Annotated in this window: 10 protein-coding genes; 6 read left to right on the top strand and 4 right to left on the bottom strand. The window is 64.3% G+C overall.

What is annotated here, in order from left to right:
- Positions 1-81: 81 nt before the first annotated feature.
- Positions 82-1,026 carry an EamA family transporter RarD gene (gene rarD / locus AC27VQ_RS11525; RefSeq protein WP_488716342.1) on the top strand — a complete coding sequence of 315 codons (945 nt, stop codon included), beginning with the start codon at positions 82-84 and terminating at the stop codon, positions 1,024-1,026.
- 3 nt (positions 1,027-1,029) lie between these two features.
- On the opposite strand, the gene AC27VQ_RS11520 is transcribed toward rarD, so the two are convergent.
- From AC27VQ_RS11520 to AC27VQ_RS11510, 3 genes are all read right to left on the bottom strand, one after another.
- Entirely contained in the window at positions 1,030-2,088 is a 1,059-nt protein-coding gene (locus AC27VQ_RS11520; RefSeq protein ID WP_421594720.1) for a ligand-gated ion channel, read from the bottom strand.
- Positions 2,085-3,167, bottom strand: coding sequence for a cache domain-containing protein (locus tag AC27VQ_RS11515; RefSeq protein WP_488716341.1), 1,083 nt, complete (start codon positions 3,165-3,167; stop codon positions 2,085-2,087). The genes AC27VQ_RS11520 and AC27VQ_RS11515 overlap by 4 nt, the downstream gene beginning before the upstream one ends.
- Positions 3,168-3,363: 196 nt before the next feature.
- Positions 3,364-3,984: an LOG family protein gene (locus AC27VQ_RS11510; RefSeq protein ID WP_313531840.1), complete on the bottom strand. Its 621-nt coding sequence runs from the start codon at positions 3,982-3,984 to the stop codon at positions 3,364-3,366.
- Positions 3,985-4,144: 160 nt separating this feature from the next.
- Between AC27VQ_RS11510 and AC27VQ_RS11505 the strand changes: the two genes are divergently transcribed.
- Both AC27VQ_RS11505 and AC27VQ_RS11500 read left to right on the top strand, forming a co-directional pair.
- A complete protein-coding gene (locus tag AC27VQ_RS11505) occupies positions 4,145-6,529 on the top strand; it encodes a LysM peptidoglycan-binding domain-containing protein (protein WP_488716340.1) in 2,385 nt (794 codons plus the stop codon).
- A gap of 184 nt (positions 6,530-6,713) precedes the next feature.
- Positions 6,714-8,609: an ABCB family ABC transporter ATP-binding protein/permease gene (locus AC27VQ_RS11500; protein ID WP_488716339.1), complete on the top strand. Its 1,896-nt coding sequence runs from the start codon at positions 6,714-6,716 to the stop codon at positions 8,607-8,609.
- Here AC27VQ_RS11500 and AC27VQ_RS11495 read toward each other — a convergent pair whose 3' ends face one another.
- Positions 8,610-9,260 carry a VOC family protein gene (locus tag AC27VQ_RS11495; RefSeq protein ID WP_488716338.1) on the bottom strand — a complete coding sequence of 217 codons (651 nt, stop codon included), beginning with the start codon at positions 9,258-9,260 and terminating at the stop codon, positions 8,610-8,612.
- 143 nt (positions 9,261-9,403) lie between these two features.
- Here AC27VQ_RS11495 and AC27VQ_RS11490 point away from each other — a divergent pair, with 143 nt between their 5' ends.
- The 3 genes from AC27VQ_RS11490 (at position 9,404) to pssA (ending at position 11,646) form a co-directional block, all read left to right on the top strand.
- A complete protein-coding gene (locus tag AC27VQ_RS11490; RefSeq protein ID WP_488716337.1) occupies positions 9,404-9,913 on the top strand; it encodes a hypothetical protein in 510 nt (169 codons plus the stop codon).
- A 104-nt stretch (positions 9,914-10,017) separates the two neighbouring features.
- Positions 10,018-10,716, top strand: coding sequence for a phosphatidylserine decarboxylase (locus AC27VQ_RS11485; RefSeq protein ID WP_313532085.1), 699 nt, complete (start codon positions 10,018-10,020; stop codon positions 10,714-10,716).
- 78 nt (positions 10,717-10,794) lie between these two features.
- The gene (pssA, locus tag AC27VQ_RS11480) at positions 10,795-11,646 is read left to right on the top strand and encodes a CDP-diacylglycerol--serine O-phosphatidyltransferase (protein ID WP_488716336.1); all 852 of its coding nucleotides are present in this window, start codon (positions 10,795-10,797) and stop codon (positions 11,644-11,646) included.
- The last annotated feature ends 113 nt before the right edge of the window (positions 11,647-11,759 follow it).

Genomic DNA, 11,759 nt, shown 5'->3' with positions numbered 1-11,759 from the left:
CCTTCACCCGAATGAATTGGTATATTCACGGCCCTTGGAGTATTTCGTCGGAAAATCCATAAATCGACGGGAAATGACAGCATGGCCGACGCAAATTCCACCAGCGGCCCCCAGACCGGCGATTCGCCGCGCGGTTTCGCCTTCGCGCTGACGGCTTATGTGCTCTGGGGCTTCCTGCCCTTCTTCATGAAGGCCGTCGCGCATATCCCGGCATCCGAAGTGGTGGCGCATCGCATCATCTGGTCGGTGCCGCTGGCCGGCCTCGTGCTCGTCTGGCTCGGCCGCACATCGGAAATCAAGGTCGCGCTGCGCTCGCCGCGCATGATCGCCATGGCGACGCTCACGGCGGTGCTCATCACCATCAACTGGGGCATCTATGTCTGGGCGATCGGCGCCGGCCGCGCCATCGAGACCGCGCTCGGCTACTATATCAACCCGCTCTTCTCGATCTTCCTCGGCGCCGTTCTCCTGAAGGAGAAGCTGGACCGCGCGCAGATCGTGGCGATCGTGCTCGCTGCCGTCGCCGTCGCCATCCTCGCCTTCGATGCGGGCGGGCTGCCCTGGGTGTCGCTCAGCCTCTGCATGTCCTGGGGTTTTTACGCCTTCTGCCGCAAGGCGCTGCCGATCGGTCCGAACCAGGGCTTTTTCCTCGAAGTACTGATCCTGAGCGTGCCGGCGATCGGCTATGTCATCTGGCTCGAATCGACGGGGCAGGGCCATTTCGGCGATACGGGCATGACGGACGTGCTGTGGCTGCTCTCTTGCGGCGTCGTCACGGCCATTCCGCTGATGATCTATGCCAACGGTGCCAAGCTCCTCAGGCTCTCCACCATCGGCATCATGCAGTATATCGCGCCGACGATGATCTTCATCATCGCCGTCTTCGCCTTCGGCGAGCCCTTCGGCACGACCAAGCTCATCGCCTTCGTCTTCATCTGGGCCGCTCTTTTCATCTATTCCGGCTCCATGCTGCGCAGCGCCCACGCCCGGCGCGTGGCTGCCGCCGAGCTGAAGCCCGCCGAATAGGCGTCAGCTCAACGAGCGCAGGATCGTGCAGACGCAGACCGTGGTGAAGATCGCGGGAAGCACGTAGCGCGCATAGGCGCGCAACTCGCCCGTCAGGGCCGGGTTGCGCGTCGCCCCGGGCAATCGCCCGCTTTCCAGCATCAAGTCCACGAGAAGCACGAAAATCAGGTAGAAATAGCCGAGCGAGATCATGAAGGCGATCGGTGAATTGACCGACATGCTGCCGGGAAAGCTCGCTTCGAAGGTAAAGCTCAGCGCAGCAAGCGCCAGAAGCGCGCTGTAGGTGATGCCGATCGTATCGGAAATCGTGCCTCTCGGCGTCCAGAGGATGAAGAGCGACACGGTGAGCACCGCCACGAAGGGCACGAAGATGCGCAGGAAGTAGCGCGGCCAGGCACGCTCGACGGTCAGCACGGCTTTTGTCCGCATGAAGGGGCGCGCATTCCAGCCATAGAAGGTTTCCATGGCGAAGCGCAGCGAGGTCGCGGTCCAGTCCGATGCGGTCAGGCGGTCGGCGTAGCTGGAGAGTTCGCGGTCCCGGTCGTCGACCACGAAAATCACCTCGTCCGTCGAGTGGCGCTGCGACACGAACGGAAAGGTCAGCATCTGCCGGTCGAAAGGAAAGGCCGAGAGGTCGTTGACGATCCGGAAATCCGCATCGAAGCGTTGGATCAGCACGACGCGCCCATCGGCGAAGATCGACAGCGCCGTGGTTTGCGCACGGGGATCGCTGATCCTGTTTTCCAGCGAGATATCCGGGGCCCAGATCTGGTCGATCTCTTTCTTCGCATCGTCGCCGGTAAAATCGCGGCGGGCGGAGCCGAATTTTATGGGGTCGAAGGCAAGGGTCGGATCGCGCCACCGTGCGGTATATTCAAGAGAGGCCGAGGTCTCGCTGGACGTTTCGGCGATCTTCACGATATCGATGACGCGCAGCGCCAGATTGACCCGGACGGGCAGCGTCATGCCCGCCGGCATATCGGTCTGGGCCCAAGCGCCGGAGGCGGCAAAACCGGCGATCAAGAGCAGGGTTGCGCGAAGAAGCGTTGCAACGCGTCTCACGATGGCTGCTCCCCGTTTCGCTGCTCGGCGACGGCGCTTTGCAGGGCACGAAATTCCGGCAGGCTCGACAGGGTCTCGGCCTTATTGGCCGCGTTCGCCTTCACCTGCTCCGCCAGGGTTTCCAGCGGGCGCAACACGAGGCTGCGCAGCGTCACCATGATGATCGAGAACGTGACGAGGAAGCCGACGATGGCCACGGCCGCGATGGTGACGAGCGAGCGGGACAGATGCCCCTCGAGACCGGTGAAATCACGCGTGACGACGATGGTGCCGATCATGCGGCCGCTGAAATCGAGGAGGGGCCGCCCCATGATGCCGAGCGTGCGCCCGTCGATCTTGGCCTTGTCCAGATAGGCGGCGCGCGACAGGCGAATGCTGCCGGTCTGCTGAAGGGTCTGGAAGAGGTCGGCATCGGTTGCCGCCTCGATCTTCAGGCCTGTCTCCTGGCTCGGCTCGCCCTTGTCGGTGATGCCGGCTGCGGCATCGAGAATGAGCGCATAGTCCGCACCGGTCGCCGCCTTCGACAGTTCGGTCAGCGATTTGAGATCGACGCCCACCTCGACGGTCCCGATCAGGTTTTCGCCCTCGGTGACGGCGGAGACGGCGCGCAGGCTCAGTCCGCGCACGCCCAGTTCCAGCCCCTTGCGCACCCGTCGGTCATGGTTCGCGGCAACGATCATCGGACGGAAGCGCGACAGATCCTGCCCGAAATTCTCGGGTTCCCAGACGCGCAGGAAGGAATGCATGTCCGCGCTGTGGAAATGCAGCACATCCACGCCGCCAAGCGTTCGCAACTGTTCGAAGATCGGCCTGGCATAGGCCTGAAGGCCGGCGCGGTCGTTCGATTTGAGATGCGTGACGATCGCGGGATCGCGGGCAAGGCTTTCGGCGTGGGTGGCCGAGAGCGTGGCCGCCTGATCCATGGCGGTGGCGAGAACGAGGCTCGTGGCGTCGATTTCCTGCTCTTCGGCTTGTGTCAGCAGGGCGCGCGCATCCATTTGCAGCACCCATCCGCCCACGGAGAGCGTCAACGCAAGCGCCGCGGCCGCGACGATCGAAAGTGTTTTGTCGAGTTTCATGAAACAGTCCGGGATGGAAGGCGGCAGGGACCTGCCGCAGGCACGATAGCAACGGGCTCCGTTCCGGTAAACTGGTAGCGACCGTCAGGGCGCGTCAAAAATTACGCTTTCATCTCAAAGATATGAACGCTTGGCACAAAAAACGGAGCGCCGGGATAGCGCTCCGTCGAGGATCTGAAAATTCGGCCGGGCGCGCTTAGAGGCGGGCGATGATCTCGGATTCGCCCTCGCGGTCCACATCGCCCGCCCAATGGTCGAGCAATGCGGCGACGATCTCTTCGGGATCGTCGATCACGAGCGGCTGGACGAGATGGGCGGTGTGGATGAAGCCCTCGTCGGCCATGTGGCGGATGAGCTTCAGCATCGGATCCCAGAAGCCGCCGATATTGGCGAAGACCATCGGCTTGCGATGCCGGCCGAGCTGCGCCCAGGTCATCACCTCGACGATCTCTTCCAGCGTGCCGATGCCGCCCGGCAGCGCCACGAAGGCGTCGGCACGGTCGAACATCTTGTGTTTGCGCTCGTGCATGTCGGGCGTGATGATCAGTTCGCTGAGCTGCCCCAGGGAATGGCGGGTGGCCTCCATATCCACGAGGAATTGCGGTATGATGCCGGTGACGCGGCCGCCATGCGAGAGCACGCCGCTGGCAACGGCGCCCATGATGCCCTTGGTGCCGCCGCCATAGACGAGGCGCAGGTGATTTTCCGCCATCGCCTTGCCGAGGCTTCGCCCGGCATTGATGTAGGAAGAATCACGGCCGGGCTGGGAGCCGCAATAGACGCAGACGGATCGAATCGGGAGGTTTTGTTCTGTCATGGCGGGATTCAGCCACCCGGCCGGATGCCCGTCAAGGATAATGACGGAAAAAGAGCGGGCGTGGCGCCCCGGAATGTCCCCGAAAGCTTGTGCAAGGCATTGGGAATCGATAGCAATTTCCATAGGGGACTCCTGGGAAACCGGGACAGAGAGAGATTAGATGATGAAGAACAAGACCGGCCTGGTGGCCTTGATCGTGCTGGCGGTGGCGACACTGCTCATGGTTTTCTTCGTGCTGCCGAATATGAACGCGAAAAAGCCGGCCGAAACGCCCGTCGCCAAGCTGGCCGATACGCCCGCCGCGGGCGGTGAAACGACGACGGCTGACGGCAAGCAGGCGCGCACGACGACCGAGACCGCCACAACGGCGACAGGCGAGGTTGCGACCGATAACAAGGTTGCCGCGACAGGCGAACAGCCCGCCGCCGGCACGGAGGCGACCGCCACGCAGGAAACGGCCTCCGCCGAAGCGACGCCCGCCGATCCGACCGCCGGCTGGGTCACGCCCGCCTTCGATCTTCTGCGTGTGGAGCCCGATGGCTCCACCGTGATCGCCGGCCGCGGCCAGCCGAACACCAAGCTGGAAATCAAGAATGGCGAGACGGTCGTCGCGACGGCCGATATCGGCCCATCCGGCGATTTCGCCGCCGTCTTCGACCAGCCGCTCGCGGCCGGTGATTACCAGCTGACCCTCAACGTCAAGGACGACAAGGGCGACAGCAAGGTTTCCGAGGAGGTCGCGACCGTTTCCGTGCCGAAGGATGCCGGCGGCGAACTGCTTGCCATGGTCTCCAAGCCGGGCGAGGCGAGCCGTCTGATCACCGTTCCGGAAACGGCCGAGAAGGCTGCCGCGACGACGGCGGATAAGACGATCGAGCAGCCGGCGGCTGAAACCGCAACCGCGACGGAAACGGCCAAGGCAACCGAGACCGGCACGGCAGGGGCAGGCGAACAGCCGGCCGCAACCGAGACGGCCCAGGCGACGGCCGAAGGCGCTGCGGTATCCGGCGAGACGGCCACGACGACGGAGGCTGCGGCGACGCAGACGGCCGCCGCCGTTGCCAGCGAAGCGAAGGCCGAGGCGCGTGTTTCGGCTGTCGAGCTGGAAGGCGACCATATGTTCATCGCCGGCACGGCCAAGCCCGGTGCGCTGGTGCGGCTCTATGCCGACGACAAGCTAGTCGGCGAGGCCAAGGCCGACGCGCAGGGCCGCTACGTGGCCGATGGCAAGATGGACCTGACGGTCGGCCGTCACGCGATCCGCGCCGACGTGATGAGCGCCGACGGCAGCAAGGTAGAGTTCCGTGCTTCCGTGCCGTTCGATCGGCCGGAGGGCGAGCAGATCGCCGTCGTGGCGCAGGAAACCGGCACCGGCGGTGCCGGCCCGGCGCTTGGCCTCATCGGCGGCGGTACCTTCGACAAGCTGCGCGGCGAGGCCGACAAGGCGCTGGCGCTTCTCAAGGGCCTCTATGCGAACGGCCGCATGCCGAGCGTCGAGGAACTGGCCGCCGCGCGTTCAGCGACGGAAATCGCGCTGAAGTCGCTCGCCGAGTTCAAGCCCGGCGCGGAAGAGGGCGAAGCGGCCCGTGAAATGGCCGACAAGGCGTCGAAGGCTGCGGCCTCGGCTCTCGCCACCCTGCACGCGCTGCCGTCGGACGCAACGGCCGTCGGTGCGGCCCTCGGCTCCGTCGAGGCGGCGGTGGCGGATGCGCTGGCACCGGCCATCGAGAAGGCCACCACGGTCGTCGAGACCGCGACGGCTGCCGCCGACAATTCCATCGAGGCGCTTGCCGCCCAGGCGACCGCCTTGCAGCAGCAGTTTGTCGCGCTGTTCTCCGATGGCCGCAATGTGACCACCGCGGAAATCCAGACGGCCCGCACGGGGCTGGAAGGCGCGTTGAAGGCCATCACCGGCTTCAGCGCACCCGTGGGTGCGAGTGCCGATGTTCAGGCGGCCGTCGACAAGCTCAAGGGCTGGGCTGCAACCGCGCTCGAACGCTTCGCCGCCGTTCCGGCCGGCGCCGGCAAGGAGGCTTACCAGCAGGCGCTGGCTTCGCTGGAAGGCATGCCGTCGTTGCAGGCGCCCGCGACTGCTGAAACGGCGGCCGGTACCACGCAGAACGGCACGGCCGACACCGGCCAGGCCGTTGCCGGCACGGATACCGGCGGCGGCGCTCCGGCCATGAGCGAAACCGCATCGGGTGACGGCCAGGCCGTTACCGGCAATGGTGTGTCCATGGATGGCGCAGCCGCCGGCTCGGGCACCGGCGAAGTTGCCGCTGAAGAGCCGGAAACCGTCGAGCAGGCACCGCTCAAGGCAAGCAAGACCTCGGTCATCATCCGTCGCGGCGATACGCTCTGGCAGATCTCCCGCCGCATCTACGGCAAGGGTGTGCGCTATACGACGATCTATCTCGCCAACGAGGCCCAGATCAGCGATCCCGACCGCATTCTTCCCGGCCAAGTCTTCGGCGTGCCGGACAAGACGGCCGAGACGGACGAACAGGCGGAAGAAATGCACCGCAAGCACGTTCGCGGCAATTGATCCTTCTCAATTTCCCTCTGCCGGTTGCGAAGCGGCCGGCAAGGGCCTATCTCAGCAATACGGCGCCCCTCGCGGGCGCCGTATTTTCATTTCAAGCAGGGATGCAGGATCGAGACGCTTTGCCGTCCGGGCTTGCACTCTGCAATGACAGAGCCGGGGCGTGACGGGTCCGGGCGGAGGCCGCATGGCGACGACGACGAAGAAAACGGTTTCGGCCGACAGCAGCAATCCCTTTTCGACGCTGGTCAACCTCTGGCCCTATATGTGGCCCTCGGACCGGCCGGATCTGAAGATGCGTGTCGTCTGGGCGACGGTCTTCCTGCTGATCGCCAAGGTGGTGCTGCTGCTCGTGCCCTATTTCTTCAAATGGGCGACGGATGCGCTGAACGGCAAGGCCGATGTCGTCGACCTGCTGCCGGCCTTCATGACCGGTGCCGCCATGCTGGTGCTGGCCTATAACGGCGCACGCATCCTGCAGGCCGGCCTCAACCAGCTGCGCGACGCGCTGTTTGCCAGCGTCGGGCAATATGCCGTGCGCCAGCTCGCCTACCGTACCTTTGTTCATCTGCACCGCCTGTCGCTGCGCTTCCATCTGGAGCGGCGCACCGGCGGCCTGTCGCGCGTCATCGAGCGCGGCACCAAGGGTATCGAGACGATCGTGCGCTTCACGATCCTCAACAGCGTGCCGACCTTCATCGAATTCCTGCTGACCGCCGCCGTGTTCTGGATGGGCTACGGCTTCGAATACTTGCTCGTCACCGCCGTCACGGTCTGTCTCTACATCTGGTTCACGGTTCGGGCATCCGATTGGCGTATCTCCATCCGTCGCTCGATGAACGACAGTGACACCGAGGCCAACACCAAGGCGATCGACTCGCTCCTGAACTTCGAGACCGTCAAATATTTCGGCAACGAGGAGATGGAGGCCCGCCGCTTCGACCAGTCGATGGAGCGCTATGAGAAGGCCGCAACCCAGGTCTGGACCTCGCTCGGCTGGCTGAACTTCGGCCAGGCGCTGATCTTCGGTCTCGGCATGGCGGCGATGATGGTCATGTCCGGCCTTGCCGTGCAGGCCGGCACGCAGACGGTCGGCGATTTCGTCTTTATCAATGCGATGCTGATCCAGCTCGCGATTCCGCTCAACTTTATCGGTTTCGTCTACCGCGAAATCCGTCAGGGCCTGACCGATATCGAGCAGATGTTCGACCTGCTCGAAGTCGAGGAGGAGGTGCAGGACAAGCCCGGTGCGACCGACCTGATCGTCACCGACGGCGCGATTTCCTTCAAGGACGTGCATTTCGCCTATGATCCGAAGCGCGCTATCCTCAAGGGCATCTCTTTCGACGTGCCGGCGGGCAAGACCGTGGCCGTGGTCGGGCCCTCGGGCGCCGGCAAATCGACGCTGTCGCGGCTGCTCTATCGCTTCTACGACGTGCAGGAGGGCGCCATCACCGTCGATGGGCAGGATGTGCGCGATGTCACCCAAAAGAGCCTGCGCAAGGTCATCGGCATGGTGCCGCAGGATACCGTGCTGTTCAACGACACGATCGCCTACAACATCCGCTATGGCCGCCCCGGTGCGACCGACGAGGAGGTGACGGCCGCTGCCGAGGCAGCGCAGATCGGCCCCTTCATCCGCCACCTGCCGGAGGGATTCAAGGCGATGGTCGGCGAGCGTGGCCTGAAACTGTCCGGTGGCGAGAAGCAGCGTGTCGCCATTGCCCGCACCATTCTCAAGAGCCCGCCGATCCTCATCCTCGATGAGGCGACCTCGGCGCTCGACACGCGCACGGAACAGGAGATCCAGGCGGCACTCGATGTGGTCTCGCGGAACCGCACGACGCTCGTCATCGCGCACCGCCTGTCGACCGTCATCTCGGCCGACGAGATCATCGTCCTGAAGGACGGCGTGATCGCCGAGCGCGGCACCCATGGCGAACTGATGCAGCGCGACGACGGCCTCTACGCCTCGATGTGGAACCGCCAGCGCGAGGCGGTGCAGGCCGAAGAACGCCTTAAGCAGGTGCGCGAGAGCGACGATCTCGGCATCGTCCTGCGTGGCGCGCCGGCGGCCGAGTGATCAGTCGGCCGGGCTGGCAAACAGGATCAGATTGCCGTCGGGATCCCGCAGGATGAAATTGCGCGCCCCCCACGGCTGCGTCTTCAGCGGCAGGTGGAAAGGCACGCCGGCCGTCTGATAATCGAGAAAGAGCCGTTTCAGTCCGGCGGCGGTGTCGAGCGTGATCGAAGCCGACAGTAGCTCTTCGCGTGCCCGGATATCGCCGGCAAAGACCGGCCCTGCGACCTGCCGCAGGCAGAGCCGCGCCGCATCCCGCATGACGACGCCGAAGAACGGCGGTTCGCCATAGGCGAAGTCGACCGCAAAGCCGAGCTTTTGCGTGTAGAAGGCGAGTGCTACGGAGAAATCGGCGACGTAGAGCACGGGCTCGGCGCCGCTGAGCGTGGGAGCTTCAGCCGTGGGTGTTGCAGCAGGATCGCGCATGGCAGGGTTTCCTTTCTTGACCGCCGCCCAATCCGGAAACCCGTTCTGGCGGGCGACGACCGTCTGTGCATCGGCCAGCGAAAACGGTGCTGCCAGCACCTCGCGGTCGTTCAGGTCGCGGAAGCGGGGCAGGGCGGCGCGGATCGTCGCGGCCACGGGATAGTGGCATTCGCGATGCCAGCGCAGGATCTGCTTGGCCTGCTTCCTGAGGTTTTCGAGATTGGACATGGGCGCAGCTATGGGTTTCGGGCGTAGGTGGGCATTGCCCCTTCGGTCTTGCCGATGCGCCCTACAGCAACGAAAAAACTCTCCGACGTTGATCAAACCTTGTCAATACGTCGCTAAAAGGGACGACTAGTTCGGAGGCAAGGATGGACACGATCGGCGAAGACGGGTTTCTCAGGCATCCTGTCCCGGTGTCGGCTGCACTCCGGTTGTTTTTTCTCGTGACAGGCCTCTTCGTCATAGTGATCGCGACCTATGAGCTGCACCGCGGCGTCTGGCCCATCAATATAGCCAGCCCCTTCTTTCTTTTCCTCATCCTCGGCGCCTGGTCTGTCGGCGGCCCCATTGCCTGGGCAGGGCTGACGGGACCATCCACGCTCTGGACGATCGGGCAGGGCCGTATCGTCATCGAGCGCAAGCAGCCGTTCCGAAGGCCGCAAAGCGATGTTTTTGCAAGAGGCGACGGTTCGCGGTTGGTCGTCGCCGAACATGAGTCCATGGACGGCGATCCGACATGGAGCGTGGTGCTTGCGGCAGCCGATGGTCGCCGCTTCGAGACCCGCCGCCTGCAAACGCGTGTCGCTGCCGAGCGGCTTCTGGCGCGGATCGAGGCGGTTTTTGCCGCACCGGAACCTTCGTCCGCGCGGCCGGATTGAGCGATAAGGCGCGGGCCGGCTGGGGGCTATTCGCCGCGCCGCATTGCTCCCGGCGGGTTTTCACGCTAGGTCGATGACGTGAAATTATCAGGAGATGCCGAAAGATGAGTTTGGTCGATACGATACGCAGCACCCTGGTGCCGATCCATCGGGAGGGCTGGAAGTTCGTGGCGGCCTTCTTCGTCGTCTCCGTCCTCTTGGGTTTCCTGTGGACGCCGCTGATGTGGATCGGCTTCGTCCTCACCGCCTGGTGCGCCTATTTCTTCCGCGATCCCGAGCGCCTGACGCCGCAGGATGACGATCTCGTCATCAGCCCGGCCGATGGCCGCGTCTCCGCCATCGCCATGGTCACGCCGCCGGCCGAGCTGGAGCTTGGAGACCAGCCGATGCTGCGCATCTCGGTCTTCATGAACGTATTCAACTGCCACGTGAACCGCGCCCCGATGCGCGGCCGCGTCTCGCGCGTCGCCTATCGCGCCGGCAAATTCCTCAACGCCGATCTCGACAAGGCGAGCCAGGAGAACGAGCGCAACGGCCTCGTCATCGAAAGCGCCCATGGCGAAATCGGCGTCGTGCAGATCGCCGGCCTCGTAGCGCGCCGCATCCTGTGCTGGACCGTCATGAACGACAGCCTGGAGGCCGGTGAGCGTTTCGGCCTCATCCGCTTCGGCTCGCGTCTCGATGTCTTCCTGCCGGAGGGCGTGCAGCCACGCGTCAGCCTTGGCCAGACGGCGATTGCCGGCGAGACGGTGCTGGCGGAATTCGGCTCGGCCAAGGGACCTGTTGTCAGCCGCCGGGGCTGAACGATTGATCATTCGAGGCAGCGGCCTATCTCGGATTGAGAGGGCCGCTGCAGATGAGAAAGAACGAAGCGAACAACGATGGACACACCGTTTCCGCCCTATGAGCCCAATGGCCCGAACGACGAGGCCCGTGGTCCGCGCTTGCGCGAAATCCCGCTGCGCGTCATCATCCCCAATCTCATCACCGTTCTGGCGATCTGCGCGGGCCTGACCGGCATCCGGCTCGCCTTCGAAAACCGTTACGAGCTCGCGGTCGGCATGGTGCTGCTCGCCGCCTTTCTCGATGGCATCGACGGCCGCGTCGCGCGTCTCCTGAAGGCGACGTCGAAATTCGGCGGCCAGATGGATTCGCTCGCCGATATCGTCAATTTCGGCGTTGCACCGGCGCTGGTGCTCTATGTCTTCATTCTCGATCAGGCGCGTTCCTTCGGCTGGATCGCCGCGCTGATTTACACCATCGCCGCCGGCCTGCGTCTTGCGCGCTTCAATGTCATGGCCGAGCGCGAGACCAAGGCGAAGTGGCAATCGGAATATTTCGTCGGCGTGCCGGCCCCGGCCGGTGCCATGCTGGTGCTGCTGCCGGTCTATGTCGGCTTCCTCGGGCTCGCGCCCACGCCGCTCTTCGCCTATCTTGCCTCCGGCTATACCGTGCTGATCGGCTTCCTGCTGGTCAGCCGCCTGCCGGTCTGGTCGGGCAAGTCGGAAGGCAGCCGGGTGCGCCGCGATCTGGTGCTGCCGATCATCCTGCTCGTCGTGCTCTATGTCGCGACGCTGATGAGCTTCACCTGGGAAACCATGGTCATTACGGTCATCCTCTATCTCGCGACGCTGCCCTTCGGCGCGCGCTCCTGGCAGCGCAAATACGGCGGCTGGACTGCGCCCACGACCAATGGCGCCAGCGAATTTCCGGAAGAGCACGACGGGCACTAGCCGGGCGTTCATCACATCCATGTGAGCCTGCCAAAAGCCCTGTCCACACCATGTGGGCAGGGCTTGATTTTTTGATGCAGGTCGACTAACTAGCAAGCAAATAGATAGCAAGC

It is taken from the genome of Shinella sp. 20P9.1.1, from assembly GCF_057798995.1.
The sequence above is the reverse complement of the archived record's forward strand: the minus strand, read 5'-3'. Positions and strand labels throughout refer to the sequence as shown.